This is a genomic window from Lysobacter panacisoli (genome assembly GCF_009765165.1).
Taxonomy (GTDB): Bacteria; Pseudomonadota; Gammaproteobacteria; order Xanthomonadales; family Xanthomonadaceae; genus Lysobacter_J; species Lysobacter_J panacisoli.
In genome coordinates this window covers 1,943,887-1,958,653 of record NZ_VLNU01000001.1, presented here as the reverse complement: position 1 = coordinate 1,958,653, position 14,767 = coordinate 1,943,887, and the positions used below count along the sequence as shown (strand labels likewise).

17 protein-coding genes are annotated in these 14,767 nt (G+C 68.3%); 14 read left to right on the top strand and 3 right to left on the bottom strand.

All coding sequences use genetic code 11. The features are described from left to right. The first annotated feature begins 103 nt into the window (after positions 1–103). The 4 genes from aroQ to FOF45_RS09245 all read left to right on the top strand — a co-directional run bounded on the left by aroQ (position 104) and on the right by FOF45_RS09245 (position 3,392). Complete coding sequence (aroQ, locus tag FOF45_RS09260; RefSeq protein WP_158984167.1) at positions 104–550, top strand: type II 3-dehydroquinate dehydratase; 447 nt, start codon at positions 104–106, stop codon at positions 548–550. A 50-nt stretch (positions 551–600) separates the two neighbouring features. Then, positions 601–1,071, top strand: coding sequence for an acetyl-CoA carboxylase biotin carboxyl carrier protein (gene accB, locus FOF45_RS09255; protein WP_158984166.1), 471 nt, complete (start codon positions 601–603; stop codon positions 1,069–1,071). Positions 1,072–1,174: 103 nt separating this feature from the next. Beyond that, positions 1,175–2,542, top strand: coding sequence for an acetyl-CoA carboxylase biotin carboxylase subunit (gene accC / locus FOF45_RS09250; protein ID WP_158984164.1), 1,368 nt, complete (start codon positions 1,175–1,177; stop codon positions 2,540–2,542). A gap of 46 nt (positions 2,543–2,588) precedes the next feature. Further along, positions 2,589–3,392 (top strand): energy transducer TonB, encoded by an 804-nt coding sequence (locus tag FOF45_RS09245; protein ID WP_158984162.1) that lies wholly within the window; start codon positions 2,589–2,591, stop codon positions 3,390–3,392. 25 nt (positions 3,393–3,417) lie between these two features. On the opposite strand, the gene FOF45_RS09240 is transcribed toward FOF45_RS09245, so the two are convergent. Continuing rightward, entirely contained in the window at positions 3,418–3,828 is a 411-nt protein-coding gene (locus FOF45_RS09240) for a hypothetical protein (protein WP_158984160.1), read from the bottom strand. Then, complete coding sequence (locus FOF45_RS09235; RefSeq protein WP_158987401.1) at positions 3,825–4,742, bottom strand: hypothetical protein; 918 nt, start codon at positions 4,740–4,742, stop codon at positions 3,825–3,827. Before FOF45_RS09235 ends, FOF45_RS09240 begins: the two co-directional genes overlap by 4 nt. A 247-nt stretch (positions 4,743–4,989) precedes the next feature. Here FOF45_RS09235 and prmA point away from each other — a divergent pair, with 247 nt between their 5' ends. From prmA to purD, 8 genes are all read left to right on the top strand, one after another. Further along, entirely contained in the window at positions 4,990–5,910 is a 921-nt protein-coding gene (prmA, locus tag FOF45_RS09230; protein ID WP_158984158.1) for a 50S ribosomal protein L11 methyltransferase, read from the top strand. Positions 5,911–5,943: 33 nt separating this feature from the next. Next, a complete protein-coding gene (locus FOF45_RS09225) occupies positions 5,944–6,813 on the top strand; it encodes a DUF3426 domain-containing protein (protein WP_158984156.1) in 870 nt (289 codons plus the stop codon). A gap of 96 nt (positions 6,814–6,909) precedes the next feature. After that, on the top strand, positions 6,910–7,182 hold the full coding sequence (gene fis, locus FOF45_RS09220) for a DNA-binding transcriptional regulator Fis (RefSeq protein WP_158984154.1): 273 nt from the start codon (positions 6,910–6,912) through the stop codon (positions 7,180–7,182). A 162-nt stretch (positions 7,183–7,344) separates the two neighbouring features. Further along, the gene (locus FOF45_RS09215; RefSeq protein WP_158984152.1) at positions 7,345–8,535 is read left to right on the top strand and encodes a S1 family peptidase; all 1,191 of its coding nucleotides are present in this window, start codon (positions 7,345–7,347) and stop codon (positions 8,533–8,535) included. Between the two features lie 11 nt (positions 8,536–8,546). Next, the gene (locus FOF45_RS09210; RefSeq protein WP_158984150.1) at positions 8,547–9,374 is read left to right on the top strand and encodes a hypothetical protein; all 828 of its coding nucleotides are present in this window, start codon (positions 8,547–8,549) and stop codon (positions 9,372–9,374) included. Positions 9,375–9,468: 94 nt separating this feature from the next. Next, on the top strand, positions 9,469–11,052 hold the full coding sequence (gene purH / locus FOF45_RS09205) for a bifunctional phosphoribosylaminoimidazolecarboxamide formyltransferase/IMP cyclohydrolase (RefSeq protein WP_158984148.1): 1,584 nt from the start codon (positions 9,469–9,471) through the stop codon (positions 11,050–11,052). Between the two features lie 135 nt (positions 11,053–11,187). Then, on the top strand, positions 11,188–11,688 hold the full coding sequence (locus FOF45_RS09200) for a GNAT family N-acetyltransferase (protein ID WP_158984146.1): 501 nt from the start codon (positions 11,188–11,190) through the stop codon (positions 11,686–11,688). Between the two features lie 144 nt (positions 11,689–11,832). Further along, positions 11,833–13,131: a phosphoribosylamine--glycine ligase gene (gene purD / locus FOF45_RS09195; RefSeq protein ID WP_158984144.1), complete on the top strand. Its 1,299-nt coding sequence runs from the start codon at positions 11,833–11,835 to the stop codon at positions 13,129–13,131. Positions 13,132–13,219: 88 nt separating this feature from the next. Here the strand turns inward: purD and FOF45_RS09190 are convergent, their stop codons facing one another. Continuing rightward, positions 13,220–13,492, bottom strand: a complete 273-nt coding sequence (locus FOF45_RS09190; RefSeq protein ID WP_158984142.1) for a hypothetical protein — start codon at positions 13,490–13,492, stop codon at positions 13,220–13,222. A 140-nt stretch (positions 13,493–13,632) separates the two neighbouring features. Here FOF45_RS09190 and FOF45_RS09185 point away from each other — a divergent pair, with 140 nt between their 5' ends. Next, the gene (locus FOF45_RS09185) at positions 13,633–14,292 is read left to right on the top strand and encodes a hypothetical protein (RefSeq protein ID WP_158984140.1); all 660 of its coding nucleotides are present in this window, start codon (positions 13,633–13,635) and stop codon (positions 14,290–14,292) included. Positions 14,293–14,304: 12 nt separating this feature from the next. Then, entirely contained in the window at positions 14,305–14,724 is a 420-nt protein-coding gene (locus FOF45_RS09180) for a hypothetical protein (RefSeq protein WP_158984138.1), read from the top strand. The last annotated feature ends 43 nt before the right edge of the window (positions 14,725–14,767 follow it).

The window sequence follows — 14,767 nt, the reverse complement described above, 5'->3', positions numbered from 1 at the left end:
TCCGCGAACTTCGCCGATACGGCACCGAACGTCTGGACACCCCGACGGGCATGGCGCACACTGCCGCCCTTCAGACCCGTTCGATGGGAATTCCCGGTCCGCGATGGCGAAGCTGCTGGTCCTGCATGGCCCCAACCTCAACCTGCTCGGCACACGCGAGCCGGAGGTCTACGGCCGCACGACGCTCGCCGACATCGACGCCGACCTGCGCGCCCGCGCCGAGTCTGCCGGCCATGCGTTCGAAAGCCTGCAGTCCAACGCCGAGCACGTCCTCGTCGACCGGATCCAGGCCGCGCGCGAGGACGGGACCGCCTTCGTCCTGATCAATCCGGCCGCCTTCACCCACACCAGCGTCGCCGTGCGCGACGCGCTGGCGGCGGTGGCCCTGCCCTTCATCGAAGTCCACCTGTCCAACCCGCACCGCCGCGAACCCTTCCGCCACACCAGCTACTTCAGCGATCTGGCCGTGGGCGTGGTGTGCGGCTTCGGCGCGGACAGTTACCGCTACGCCCTCGACGCGGCCCTGGCCCGGCTGGCCGCGTCGCCCTGATTCCAACCGACCTGCCCGCGCTGAGCGGGCGCATGACCTAGAGGCCCACCATGGACCTGCGCAAAATCAAGAAGCTGATCGACCTGCTCGAAGAATCCAATCTCGCCGAGATCGAGATCAAGGAAGGCGAGGAGTCGGTCCGCCTGGCCCGTACGCCGAAGGGCATCGCCGTGGCCGCGGCCCCGGTGATGCACGCCGCACCGGTTGCCGCGCCCGTGATGCCGATGCACGGCCCGACCGAGGCCGCCAGCGGCGGCACGCCCAAGCCCGTCGCCGACCTGCCGCCGGGCCATATCGTGCGTGCGCCGATGGTCGGTACGTTCTACGCCTCGCCCTCGCCGGACAAGCCGGCGTTCGTCAGCGTCGGCCAGGCGGTCAAGGCCGGCGACACGCTGGGCATCATCGAGGCGATGAAGATGTTCAACCCGATCGAAGCCGACGTCGCCGGCACGGTGCTCAAGGTGATGGTCGAGAGCGGCCAGCCGATCGAGTTCGACCAGCCGCTGTTCGTGATCGGGTGAGCGGGATTTCGAGCGGCGCCAGCCGCGAGCCCGCGAACGCCAGCGGGCATGCGAGCCCGCTGGCCGGGGGCACAGCCCCCAAAACCTTTAACGGAACGATCCCATGCTCGACAAAGTTGTAATTGCCAACCGCGGTGAGATCGCGCTGCGCATCCTGCGCGCGTGCCACGCGCTGGGCATCCGTACGGTCGCGGTGCACTCCACCGTCGATCGCAACCTCAAGCACGTCGCGATGGCCGACGAGTCGGTCTGCATCGGCCCGGCGCCGTCCACCGACAGCTACCTCAACATGGCCTCGATCATCGCCGCGGCGGAAGTCACCGACGCGCAGGCGATCCATCCGGGCTACGGCTTCCTGTCCGAGAACGCCGACTTCGCCGAACGCGTGGAGCAGTCGGGCTTCATCTTCATCGGCCCGAAGGCCGACACGATCCGCCTGATGGGCGACAAGGTCGAAGCGATCCGCGCGATGAAGTCGGCCGGCGTGCCCTGCGTGCCCGGCAGCGGCGGTCCGCTCGGCGACGATCCGGCCACCAACGTCAAGATCGCGCGCGAGATCGGCTATCCGGTCATCGTCAAGGCGGCGGGCGGCGGCGGCGGTCGCGGCATGCGCGTGGTCCACACCGAAGCGCACCTGACCGCGGCCATCCAGACCACCAAGTCCGAGGCCAAGGCCGCGTTCGGCAACGACATGGTGTACATGGAGAAGTTCCTGGAGAACCCGCGCCACGTGGAGATCCAGGTCCTCGCCGACGGCCAGGGCAACGCGATCCACCTGGGCGAGCGCGACTGCTCGATGCAGCGCCGCCACCAGAAGGTCGTCGAGGAAGCGCCCGCACCGGGCATCACACCCGAACAGCGCGCGGAAATCGGCAAGGTCTGCGTCGAGGCCTGCCTGCGCATCGGCTACCGCGGCGCGGGCACGTTCGAGTTCCTGTACGAGAACGGCCGCTTCTACTTCATCGAGATGAACACCCGCATCCAGGTGGAACATCCGGTCACCGAACTGGTCACCGGCATCGACCTGGTGCGCGAGCAGCTGATGATCGCCGCCGGCCACAAGCTATCGATCAAGCAGAGCGACATCGTGCTCGAAGGCCACGCCATCGAGTGCCGCATCAACGCCGAGGACCCGGAGACGTTCATGCCGTTCCCGGGCCTGATCCAGCATTTCCACGCACCGGGCGGCCCGGGCGTGCGCGTGGACAGCCACATCTACGAAGGCTATCGCGTGCCGCCGAACTACGACTCGATGATCGGCAAGCTGATCGTGCACGGCCCCGACCGCGAGACTGCGATCGCACGCATGCGCGTGGCGCTGAGCGAGATGGTCGTGGACGGCATCAAGACCAACGTGCCGCTGCAGCAGCGGATCATGTCCGACGCCGGTTTCCAGCAGGGCGGGATGAACATCCACTACCTGGAAAAGCGGCTGAAGGAACAGAAGGAAAAGGCGCTGTCGATCGTCTGACCGCCACGGGCCGCGGCGTCGCCGCGGCTTTCCACCCGGAGCTTCCATGAATTCGCGCCTCGCCCTTGCCCTCGTGCTCGGACTGGCCTCGTCGCAGGCCATCGGCGCCAAGCCGCGGCCGCAGAACTGGCTGCAGGTCGAAATGGCCGGCGTGTCGCCGGCCTTCGTCTCGAAGCTCTATCGCGACCAGCTGCTCGGCTGGTACCGCGACAGCGGGACGATGGACGAAAGCGAACTGAAGGTATTGCCGGACGCGGAGTACTTCGCGTTCCGCCCGGACCTGACCCGCTTCGCGATCGACAACGGCGAGACGGCGGGGCAATGGACGTTCCTGCCGCCGCAGAACGGACACTGGCCGGAAAGCGCGGTGCAGATCATCGACCGCTCCGACACGATCAACTACCGCATCGTCGCGCGCGTGTACTGCGATCCCGCGCAGGCCGCGTGCCGCAAGCTGCGCGACGACACCGCGGCGATGATGCCGCCGGAGCCGCCGACCGACACCGAAACGGTGAGCTACGGCGCGTGGCGCAAGCTCATCGAACAGGAAACCTGCACGCCTGCCCCGAAGGAGATGGCGGCACCGCCGTATCCGGATTCGATGGCGCGCAACGGCGAAGGCGGTCGCGTGGAATTGCGGCTGCTGGTGAATCCGTGCGGCGAAGTGCGCGCGGTGCGCCTTGCCGAATCCTCCGGCTGGCCGCTGCTGGACCAGTCCGCGATCACCACCGCATGGCGCTGGCGGATCCGTTCGGAACGCGAGCCGGCGGGACAGATGGTGAAGGTGCCGGTGGACTTCGTGCCTCCGATCGAGGCGATGCACCACCGTTCCGAACGCCCGGGCCGCTGAGCCCGGGTTTTCGACGCGTTCGTCGTTACTGGAGCTGCGCTTCGGCCGCTGCGTCGCCGGCCGTGCCGGTCTTGCCCGGAGCCGACGGTACGCGCTGCGTGTGCGGGATCGGATGCACGCCGGACGTCGAGGCCGGACTGACCACCATGACGTACTCGCTGGAGCCGTCGGGCCAGACCACCTTGAACGTGCTGCCCGGCGGCAGCGTCGAGAACGGCGCGCCGCTGCTGGCGCGATACACCGCCGCGACCTGCGCCGCACCGGACATGCGCACATCCTCCGACGAATGCACGGTGGTCACCGCGACCTGCGACAGATCCTTGTACTCGTCGCCGAGCACGTCGATCATCACGCCCGCCGCGGCGACCGAATAGGTGGCGAACAGCAGCACCCAGAAATACCGCGCGACCTTGTCGGCCCATCCTAGCTTCTTCATTGCTTTGTCCTCTTCTCGCGCATGAGCGAGTCGATCATTTCGTTGATCACTTCCGCGCCCTGGCGCGGTACGGCGGCGTCGAAGACGAACCGCTCGAAATCCTGTTGCGGATCGCGCGAACAGATACCGCCGTTCGCGCAATACGAGGTCATGAGTGCGCCGTTCGGACCGCAGTCCAGGCCCAGCCGGCACGCGGCGAGTTGCCATGCGAGCTCGGCGAACTGCGTACCGGCGACCTGGTCGGCGAGCGCGGGCTGGCCGCTGGCGGCGATGCCCATGCCCGGCGACAGCGCCGAATACGCTTCCGCGTCGCCCGAACGCTGCACGCGCTGCACGAGGTCGCGCTTGTATTCCGCGGTTTCCTGCAGCGGCGCGCCCGAGGCCAAGAGCGAAGCTTCCGCCGCGAGGCTGCCGGCCTGCGCGGCTTCCATGCGCTTGAGGAACACCAGCCGTGGCGTGATCTCGTCCTGCGGCACGAAACGCGAGCAACGCTGGCCCACGCGCTGGCGCGCGGCCACCATCGCCGGCGAACCGCGCATGTTCATCTCGCCGATCGCGCGCGTATCGCGGTCGTACGCGGCCGGCGCCATCGCGAACGACGAGCAGTAGTCGTACACGCGGCTGACCATCCAGATCGCGTCGGCGTCGTTCTCGCGCACCGCCGCTTCCAGCGATTGCACGTAGGCGTACAGATCGTCGCTGGCATCGAAGCGCGCCCGCACGGACGTCGGCGCAACCGTCGCCGCGTCGGCGACGCCGATGTCGTTCGGGCGCACGCGGTCGTCGGTCGCACCGGCGCGCGTGTCGAGTTCGGCATCGACCACGGTCGCGATACTGACCGCGCCCGGATGCACGAACCCACCATCGCGGTAAAGCGCAAGCGCGGCCAACGCAGCGATGCCGAGCACCACCATCGCCGACCACGCGAGCAGGCGCGTTCCACCCCAGTGGGGCGAACGTCCTCTCAACCCGGTTTGCAGGGTGTTGGCCATCGGCTCGCGAATCCAAACGTGGCGGCCATTCTAGGGCAATCGGGTCGCCCATCCGGGGCAAACAGCCTGAATGCGCGCACTGCCATGACGGCCGGCGAAGACCCGGCTTTACGGCGCCGGCGCCACGGCCCACCATGACCGCCCACGCCGCCCCACGTCCGTGCCCACCATGCCGTTCCTCGAACTTTCCCTGCCCTGCACCGAAGTGCAGCAGCCCCGCTACGAACGCGCGCTGGAGAGCGTCGGCGCACTGGCGGTCACGCTCGCCGACGCGCATGCCGACGCGCCCGACGAACAGGCCATCTTCGAGCCCGGCGTCGGCGAGCAGCCGCTGTGGAACGAGCTGGTCCTGACCGCCCTGTTCGCGGCGGGCACGCCACAGGAACTGCTGCTGTACGCACTCGACGCCGCCGACGAGGGTCTGGACTGGTCGCGTGCGAGCTTCCGCGAAGTCGCCGATCAGGACTGGGAGCGCGCGTGGATGGACCAGTACGAGCCGCTGCAGTTCGGCCGGCGCACCTGGATCGTGCCGTGGAATCATGAGCTGCCGGCCGGCGCCGACGCCGCCGATGCGGCCGTGGTACGGCTCGATCCGGGCCTGGCTTTCGGTTCGGGCACGCATCCGACCACCGCGCTGTGCCTGCAATGGCTCGACACGCTCGCCGACGAAGGCGCGCTGCGCGACGCGCGCGTGCTCGATTTCGGCTGCGGCTCGGGCATCCTCGCGCTGGCTGCGCTGAAGCTCGGCGCGATGCAGGCCATCGGCGTGGACAACGATCCGCAGGCGATCACCGCCACCGCCGACAACGCCGAACGCAACGGCGTGGCCGATCGTCTGGCCGTGTACCTGCCGCAGGACGAACCGGCCGACACCTACCCGGTCGTGGTCGCCAACATCCTCGCCTCCGCGCTGGTGGCGCTGGCCGACACGCTGGCCGCGCGCGTCGCGCCGGGCGGCCGCATCGCGATGTCGGGCATCCTCCACGGCCAGGAGGACGAAGTGATCGAACGCTACGCTAAGGACTTCGAGTCGCTCCGCGCCGAGCGCCTCGAGGACTGGATGCGCGTCACAGGCGTGCGCCGCCACTGACATGCCGCATGGGCGGCATGCTTGAATAAGGGCATGTTCGTTCCCTGCCCGCACTGCGGTTTCCTGGTCGCACTGATCGTCCGCGAGGACGGTCCGCCGCAGCGTTGTCCGCGCTGCGACGGGCTCGTGCAGTCGCCGGTCGAGGACGGCGCCGATTCGGAAGCGATCGCCGACACCGCGGAGAACACAGCGCCCCCCATCGAGGAATCCGATGCGGATGCGGCGTCCGTGGAACCGGCCAGCGATGACGTCGCGGCGAGCGACGCCGTCGATGCGGATGCCGACGTTGATGCGGATCCGGCACCCGCGCCGAGTTACGAGGAAGCCATCGCCGCGGTGACCGCGACCGCAGCGCCGGCGCGCGCACGCCGGCGTGCGCGACCGCGACGCAAGGGCGCGCCGAGCTTCGCGCGACATGCCGTGGCCGCATCGCCCGCGCGCACGTCGTGGCGCGGCTACGCCATCGTCGCCGGCCTCGCATTGTTGCTCGCACTGCAATTGTTACTGGCGCAACGAAACGACCTCGCCGCCGATCCGCGCTGGCGACCGCTCGTCGCCAGTCTGTGCGGCGTGCTCCAGTGCGAACTGCCCCCGTGGCACGAACCCACCGCGTTCACCATGCTCCAGCGCGGCGTGCGGCCGAAGGCCGGCGACAGTGGCGTGCTCGCCGTCGAGGCGAGCTTCCGCAACGACGCGCAGTGGCCGCAGCCCTGGCCCGTACTGGTGCTGAGCCTCTCCGACGTCGACGGCCGCCCGGTCGGCCAGCGCGCGTTCACCCCTGACGAATACCGTCAGTCGCACCGTGCCGGCGACGCATTGCTGCCCGGCCAGAGCACGACGGTCGCGTTCGATGTGGTCGAGCCGGCGCCGCGTATCGTCGCCTTCAGTTTCGACTTCCGCTAAGCGACGGCCATCACATTGTCGCCTGCGACAGACGCGCGCTAGACTCCGCTTCCCGTCGGCCAGGACCGGACGACGAACGCCACACTGGGGAATCCGTTGAACGCCGCCATCGACCGCACCGACGCCGCACGCACCGCGCCCCGCGTGCCGTTGCGCGACCACGTCGCCACGTCGATCCGCCGTTTCCTCGGCGACCTGGACGGCTGCGGCACCGAAAACCTCTACGAAATCGCACTGCGCGAGCTGGAAATCCCGCTGTTCGTGGAAGTGCTGCAGCACTGCGACGGCAACCAGAGCCGCGCCGCGGCGATGCTCGGCATCCACCGCGCCACGCTGCGCAAGAAGCTGCGCGAGTACGGGCTGGACTGAGCCCTTCCGGCTTCGTTCCGGCCCTTGTAACCCCCGAGCCGTAATCCGCTAGACTCCGTTCGACCGGCTGGGGAGCCGGTTCTAACGAGACCATTGCCGCGTACCGGGCGTCGTGCCGGTGGACGCGGCGCAGCCGGGGGAAGCTGTCCAATGCGAGTCGTCGTGTCCTTGCCTGCGCGCATCGCGCCGGCGCTGGTGCTGTTCGCGTCCATGATCCTGCCCGCGGCCCACGCCGCGACGAGCAAGACCATTCCAGTGGTGTCCAATCCGACGCCGATCGCCGTCTACGTGCCGCCGTCGTCGCTGACCGCGCGCACCTACGTGCCGATCAGCAACATGTGGATCGAGCCGGGCAAGGCATTCGCCGACGCACTCGACGAAGTGGGCAAGAAGTACTTCCCGGCCATGCAGCTGGTGCCGGGTGCGACCGACGCACCGTACGCACTGCTGGTCGACATGGCGCCGAAGTGGTCGCGCGAAACCGGCAAGCCGGTGCTTACGGTGAAGTACTCGGTCCACGGCCTCGACGGCAAGCAGCTGCTGTTCGGCAGCATCGATCAGACGATCCGCGGCAGCAATCTCAACGCGGGCGCCGCCACCGCCTCGGGCCTGGCCGTGCAGCAGATCATGTACGCCATCCAGACGCGGCTGAAGCCCGACGCCACGCAGTTCCCGGCGAACGCCTCGACGGCGAAGATCGACCTCACGCCCTACGTCGACCGCGAAAAGCCGCTGCGCACCGGCACCGCGTTCTTCGTCAACAAGACCGGCCAGCTGCTGACCGCGGCCCACGTGTCGCGCGATTGCACGCTGCTGGAAGCGCACCAGGACGGCACCACCTTCGCGGTCACCTCGCGTGCGGCCAGCGACCTGCTCGACATCGCCGTGCTCGACTCCGGCAAGCCGCGCGGCACCGCCATCGCATTGCGCCAGGGCAACGAGATCGTGCTCGGCGAATCGGTCACCAGCGTCGGTTTCCCGCTGCAGGGGTTGCTCGGCGACTCGCCCAACGTCACCCGCGGCAACATCAGCGCGAGCAAGGGGCTACGCGGTTCGCTGGGCATGTTCCAGTTCTCCGCGCCGATCCAGCCCGGCAACAGCGGCGGCCCGATCGTCTCCGACAACGGCGAACTGCTGGGCATGGCGGTGAGCACGCTCAACGCGGTCGCGCTGGCCCAGCTCGGGCAGATCCCGCAGAACGTGAATTTCGCGCTCGACGCGACGTACGTGGCGAAGTTCCTGCAACGCGAGAAGGTGCCCTTCGACGTGATCCGGGCGCAGGGCGCGGGCAGCATGCAGGCCGCCAACCAGGCCGCGCTGACCAACACCGTCCAGCTCAACTGCTACCAGTGAGGAGGCGCGCCATGATCCGCAAGCCGATGCTCGTTCTCCTGCTCGCACTTCCGCTGTCCGCGACGGCCGGGCAATCGAAGGTCGCCGCGCCGCTGGCGCCGGTTCCCAACGGCATATCGCCGGCCAAGCCCGTGGTTGCCGCTCCCGCGGCACCGGTCGCCGTCGCGCAAACGCCGGTCGCGCCCGTCGCCACGACTGTTGTCTCGCCGCCGATCCCCGTGGTCGCGAACGGCAGCACGCCGGCGAAGCCAGCCGCTCCCGCCGCCAATGCCACGATACCGCCACCGCCGGTGCAGGTACCGGTGATCGCCAGCGGCGCATCGCCCACCGCCGTGGTGGTGTTGCCGCCGATGAAGTTCCTCGCGTCCGTCGCCCAGGACGAAGTGCTCACCGCGCTCAAGTCCGATCCGGCGTTCGTCGCGCTCGACAAGGAACTGGCCGGCAGCCCGCTGGTGCTGGTGGTGACGCACACCGTGCGGCCGACCGCCGCTGGCACGGCCGCCGGGTTGCTCAGTGCGATGTTGTCCGGCGGCACGCTGGGCATCCTGCCGGTGGTCACCAACGATCGCCTGGTCGTCCGCTACGAAGTGCTGTTGAACGGCAAGGTCGTCACCAGCTACACCTTCGAACGCACCGCCACGCGCGCGCAGAACATCTGGACCGCCGGTTCCGACGGTACGGAGGGGCTGGGCAAGGGCGGCATGGAATGGGTCCAGTCCACCGCCAGGGAAGTCGCCACCAAGCTCGCACACGACCCGGCGATGCTCGCCGTGCGCGACGAGATCGAGTTCTACTTCCCGAGCACCACGGTCAAGGCCGCCAGCACGGCCAAGCCCTGACGACCACTTGGCGCAGGACGCAGGTCCTGCGCCGGGTCGGCCGGTCCGGCACGCGGCGTATAATTCCGGGGCTTTCCGCTTCCCAAGCCCCCCAATGAACCTCGATCCTGCCGCCTCGCCGGTGAAACTCCGCCGCGCGCTGCTTTCCGTTTCCGACAAGACCGGCCTGCTCGACCTGGCCCGTGCGCTGCACGGCCACGGCGTGGAGCTGCTGTCCACCGGCGGTACCGCCAAGGCGATCCGCGATGCCGGCCTGCCGGTCAAGGACGTCAGCGACGTCACCGGCTTCCCCGAAATGATGGACGGCCGCGTCAAGACGCTGCATCCGATCGTGCACGGCGGCCTGCTCGGCCGCGCCGGCACCGACGACGCGGTGATGGCGCAGCACGGCATCGCGCCGATCGACCTGCTGGTGCTCAACCTGTATCCGTTCGAGAAGGTCTCGGCGAATCCGGACAGCACGCTCGACGAGATCGTCGAGAACATCGACATCGGCGGCCCGGCGATGCTGCGTTCGGCGGCGAAAAACTTTGCGCGCGTCGCCGTCGCCACCGATGCGGCGCAGTACGCGGGCATCGTCGAGGAACTGGCGAACAACGACGGAGCCTTGTCGGCACGCACGCGCTTCGCGCTGTCGGTGGCCGCGTTCAACCGCGTGGCGCAGTACGACGCGTGCATCAGCGACTACCTGTCCTCGCTGCAGGACGACGGATCGCGCGCGCTGTTCCCGGCGCAGCAGAACAGCAACTTCGTGAAGGTGATGGACCTGCGCTACGGCGAGAACCCGCACCAGCAGGGCGCGTTCTACCGCGACCTGTGGCCGGTGCCGGGCACGCTGGCGACCTTCACCCAGCTGCAGGGCAAGGAGTTGAGCTACAACAACCTCGCCGATGCCGACGCCGCGTGGGAATGCGTGCGCCAGTTCGAGCGTCCGGCGTGCGTGATCGTCAAGCACGCCAACCCCTGCGGCGTCGCCGAGGGCGTGGCCTGCGGCGATGCGTACGAACTCGCCTACGCGACCGACCCGACCTCCGCGTTCGGCGGCATCCTCGCCTTCAACACGAAGCTCGATGCGGCGACGGCCAAGGCCATCCTCGACCGCCAGTTCGTCGAAGTGCTGATCGCACCGGACTACGAGGACGGTGCGCTCGACTACGCGAAGAAGAAGGCCAACGTGCGCGTGCTGCGCATCCCGCACGGCGAAGGCCGCAACAACTTCGACGTGAAGCGCGTCGGCTCGGGCCTGCTGATGCAGACCAGCGACATCCGCGAAGTCACGCGCGATGAGCTGAAGGTCGTGACCAAGCTCGCGCCGACACCGCAACAGATGAACGACCTGCTGTTCGCGTGGCGCGTGGCGAAGTTCGTGAAGTCCAACGCGATCGTCTACGCGAAGGACCATCGCACCATCGGCGTCGGCGCTGGCCAGATGAGCCGCGTGTATTCGGCGCGCATCGCCGGCATCAAGGCGACCGACGCGGGTCTGGTCGTGCCGGGTTCGGTGATGGCCAGCGACGCGTTCTTCCCGTTCCGCGACGGCATCGACGCCGCCGCGGAAGCGGGCATCAAGGCGGTGATCCAGCCGGGCGGTTCGATGCGCGACAACGAAGTCATCGCCGCCGCGGACGAGCACGGCCTGGCGATGGTCTTCACCGGCGTGCGCCATTTCCGCCATTGATCAGGTCTTCGCGAAGCCCTGATGCGTTGCGATCATCCCCGCCCCGGCGGGGATGATCGTTTCCGGATATCGGATTCCGGGCGCTGACCGCGCCGTAACCGCACCCGCGGCAGACTTCGCCGAAGGAGGCATGCCATGTGGATCCGCACCGAAACCCAGGACGATCACGACGCAATCCGCGCACTGCTGCGCGCTGCCTTCACCGACGTGCCGGGCGCGGGCCGCATCGAGGTGGACTTCGTCGATGCGCTGCGCGAAAGCGGCGACTTGAAGCTCTCGCTGGTGGCGGACATCGACGGGCGCATCGCCGGCGTGGTGGTGTTCTCGCCGGTCGACATCGGCGACGGCACACCGCACTGGTACGGATTGGGCCCGGTCGCGGTGATGCCGCAGGACCAGCGCCACGGCGTCGGTGGCGCGCTGATCCGCGCGGGTCTGGCGGAACTGGCCGAACGCGGCGCCGCGGGCTGCGTGGTCCTGGGGGAACCCGACTACTACGGCCGCTTCGGGTTCCGCGCCGACCCTCGCCTGCGTTACGGCGACGTGCCGGCGCAGTACTTCCAGGCGCTGGCCTTCAACGACACCGTTCCCCAGGGCGAAGTGCGCTACCACGCCGCGTTTTCGGCGGCGGAATGACGCCGGACGCGACGCATTCAGGCCGATGACCGGCCGCGACGGCGTTGTGATCAGAACAGGACCCGCACGCCTGTCGGGTCGCGGGGGCGCGCAAGGCCCCGTAAAATCGTGGCCCCGTCTTGGATCCCCCGCAGGAGCGCGCGCATGAAAATCCTCGTCATCGGTTCCGGCGGTCGCGAACATGCCCTGGCCTGGAAGCTCGCGCAGTCGCCGCGCATCAGCGAGGTGCTGGTCGCGCCGGGCAACGCCGGTACCGCGACCGAGCCCAAGTGCCGCAACGTGGACGTGCCCGCTTCCGATATCGACGCCCTGCTCGCTCTGGTCGAACGCGAGGGCGTGAGCGTCACCGTCGTCGGTCCCGAAGGCCCGCTGGTCAACGGCGTCGTCGACCGCTTCCGCGCGGTAGGCCACCGCATCTTCGGGCCCACGAAGGACGCCGCACAGCTCGAAGGCAGCAAGGCGTACGCCAAGAACTTTCTCGCCCGCCACGGCATTCCGACCGCGCACTACGCGGTGTTCACCGAGGCCGAGGCCGCGCTCGAATACGTGCAGGACAAGGGCGCGCCCATCGTCATCAAGGCCGATGGCCTGGCCGCCGGCAAGGGCGTGATCGTGGCGATGACGCTGGCCGAAGCCGAAGCCGCCATCACCGACATGCTGTCCGACTACGCGTTCGGCGCGGCGGGCGCGCGCGTGGTGATCGAGGAGTTCCTCGAGGGCGAGGAAGCCAGCTTCATTTCGATGGTCGACGGCAAGACCGCGCTGCCGATGGCGACCAGCCAGGACCACAAGCGCGTCGGCGACCGCGACACCGGCCCCAACACCGGCGGCATGGGCGCGTATTCGCCCGCGCCGGTGGTCACGCCGGAAGTGCACGCACGGATCATGCGCGAAGTCGTCGAACCCACCGTGCGCGGCATGGCGAGCGACGGCATTCCCTTCACCGGTTTCCTCTACGCCGGCCTGATGATCGACAAGAGCGGCGCGCCGAAGGTCATCGAATACAACGTGCGTTTCGGCGATCCGGAAACGCAGCCGGTGATGCTGCGCCTGCGCTCGGACCTGCTCGACCTGGTCGAGGCCGCCATCGACGAACGCCTGCACACAGCGAAGGCGCAGTGGGATCCGCGCCCGTCGCTGGGCGTGGTGATGGCCGCCGAAGGCTACCCCGGCACGCCGCGTACCGGCGATGTCATCGGCAGCTGGGACGCGCCGGAAGTCGACGACGTGAAGGTCTTCCACGCCGGCACACAGGTCGAAGGCGAACACGTCGTCACCGCCGGCGGTCGCGTGTTGTGCGTGTGCGCACTGGGCGACAGCGTCGCCGATGCGCAGCACAAGGCGTACGAAGCGGTCGCTGGCATTTCGTGGCACGGCGAGTTCCACCGCCACGACATCGGCTGGCGCGCGATCGAGCGCGAGCGCTCCGCCGAACCGGCCTGAACCGCGTCCTCCCTCTCCCCTTGTGGCGACCGAAGGGAGTGCAGAGCTGAGAGGGACAGGCCGCCGCAGGCGGCCAGGGAGAGGGGAGTCAGCCCGCTCCCTCCTCCGGCGGCGGCTGCAACGACACCGCCACTTCCTCCAGCGTCGTGATCGCGCCTTCCAGCGCGTCGTAGAACTGCGACTGCCGCGTCATCAGGTCCTCGATCGTCCCGGCCTGCTTCAGCTTCGACAGCTCGCCGTCGAACATCAGCCACTGCGTCGTCAGCAGCTCCACGTTGTTCTTCGAGTAATGCCGCATCTCCTTGAGCTGCAGCACCGTGTCGTTGACATGCTCCAGCGGCGACTTGGTATCCGCAGTCATGGCGAGCTCCTCGTGTCGGGCCTGGATCGCAGGGTACGCAGGCGAAGCTGGCTCGCTTGTGAAACCCGGAGGCGTCGGTTCAAGATAGAGTGAAGGCGGCGTCAAGCCGCACGCGCGAATCGCGTTTCCAGGGGACAATGATGGCCCATATCCGCACGGCGCCTGTCGTTTCCGCAACGATCGCGATGCTGGTGGTAGGCGCGACCGCCGTCGCGTGGCCGGTACTGGCGCACCGGCTCGATCAGTGGAAGCGACAACGCTCCATCGTCGCGGCGGACGACTCGACGCAATGGGACATCATCCGCACCTATCTGGAACACGAACGCCAGCGCACCGACCGGGTGAGCACGCTGTACTTCGACACGAAGAGCGCTGCGCTGTGCTCGCTCGACAAGCCCGAGCCCTGCGACCGTTACGAATTTATTTCGGCCGGACGCGAGGGAGCATTGGTCGATCGGTCCTACGCCGCTGTTCCGATCGAACTCCAGTTGCAGCTGGATCGCATCGCGCTGGCGAGGACGTACAACCCGGACCCGCGAATGCCTGCCGTGCCCACGCTGGCAAACGCCGAACAGGGCGCGTTCGAGCGTGCCTGCGATAACGCGACACCTCCCGATCGACCGATACTGATCCGGATCAGTCGCGCCGCTGTGGACGAGGCGAGTCAACGGGGCATGGCGATGGTGCAGCTGAGGTTCTGCGACGGGAGCAGCCGATTCTTCGTCGCCAGCTTCCTGCGCGAGGGCGCGAACTGGACGGTATCCGAAGGCGATGTTCTCGAACGCAAAGGACGGTGGTAACGAATGGAACGGATGACGGCGCTCACCATCGCATGCCTGTTGCCCTGCATGGCCCTTTCGGCTTGCTCCCGACGCGATGAGAACGAGACGGCCATCGAAACCCGCATGCTTCGGCTCGCTGGCCCGCAGGCGGAGCAATGCGGAGTGATTCGGCACGGAATGGATCACGGCGACGGGTGGGACTGTGTGCAGCGCGCCGAGCGCGAAGGTCGCTCATTCTGGATGGCCATGCAGGCGCGTCCAACCGATGCTGCTGTCTGGCACGTGGCCGTGAGGAACAATGCAGCAGAGCGCTTCATCGTCTTCTACTCAAGCAACCGCTTCGGACAGTCCGCGTTCGAACCGCATTTCGACATCCAGCCGTGCAACGAACCATTCGTGCTGGCAGGCACGCCGAAGCTTCCGTTGACGTGCGGCACCACCCCGCCATGACGACGGCCCCGGCCTTCTTGACGCCGACCTAACACCCCGCCTG

What these genes read in the sequence shown, in the direction of transcription:
- aroQ (WP_158984167.1), top strand. Translation starts at nt 104, where the DNA reads ATGGCGAAGCTGCTGGTCCTGCATGGCCCCAACCTCAACCTGCTCGGC.
- accB (WP_158984166.1), top strand. Translation starts at nt 601, where the DNA reads ATGGACCTGCGCAAAATCAAGAAGCTGATCGACCTGCTCGAAGAATCC.
- accC (WP_158984164.1), top strand. Translation starts at nt 1,175, where the DNA reads ATGCTCGACAAAGTTGTAATTGCCAACCGCGGTGAGATCGCGCTGCGC.
- FOF45_RS09245 (WP_158984162.1), top strand. Translation starts at nt 2,589, where the DNA reads ATGAATTCGCGCCTCGCCCTTGCCCTCGTGCTCGGACTGGCCTCGTCG.
- FOF45_RS09240 (WP_158984160.1), bottom strand. Translation starts at nt 3,828, where the DNA reads ATGAAGAAGCTAGGATGGGCCGACAAGGTCGCGCGGTATTTCTGGGTG.
- FOF45_RS09235 (WP_158987401.1), bottom strand. Translation starts at nt 4,742, where the DNA reads ATGGTGGTGCTCGGCATCGCTGCGTTGGCCGCGCTTGCGCTTTACCGC.
- prmA (WP_158984158.1), top strand. Translation starts at nt 4,990, where the DNA reads ATGCCGTTCCTCGAACTTTCCCTGCCCTGCACCGAAGTGCAGCAGCCC.
- FOF45_RS09225 (WP_158984156.1), top strand. Translation starts at nt 5,944, where the DNA reads ATGTTCGTTCCCTGCCCGCACTGCGGTTTCCTGGTCGCACTGATCGTC.
- FOF45_RS09210 (WP_158984150.1), top strand. Translation starts at nt 8,547, where the DNA reads ATGATCCGCAAGCCGATGCTCGTTCTCCTGCTCGCACTTCCGCTGTCC.
- purH (WP_158984148.1), top strand. Translation starts at nt 9,469, where the DNA reads ATGAACCTCGATCCTGCCGCCTCGCCGGTGAAACTCCGCCGCGCGCTG.
- FOF45_RS09200 (WP_158984146.1), top strand. Translation starts at nt 11,188, where the DNA reads ATGTGGATCCGCACCGAAACCCAGGACGATCACGACGCAATCCGCGCA.
- purD (WP_158984144.1), top strand. Translation starts at nt 11,833, where the DNA reads ATGAAAATCCTCGTCATCGGTTCCGGCGGTCGCGAACATGCCCTGGCC.
- FOF45_RS09190 (WP_158984142.1), bottom strand. Translation starts at nt 13,492, where the DNA reads ATGACTGCGGATACCAAGTCGCCGCTGGAGCATGTCAACGACACGGTG.
- FOF45_RS09185 (WP_158984140.1), top strand. Translation starts at nt 13,633, where the DNA reads ATGGCCCATATCCGCACGGCGCCTGTCGTTTCCGCAACGATCGCGATG.
- FOF45_RS09180 (WP_158984138.1), top strand. Translation starts at nt 14,305, where the DNA reads ATGACGGCGCTCACCATCGCATGCCTGTTGCCCTGCATGGCCCTTTCG.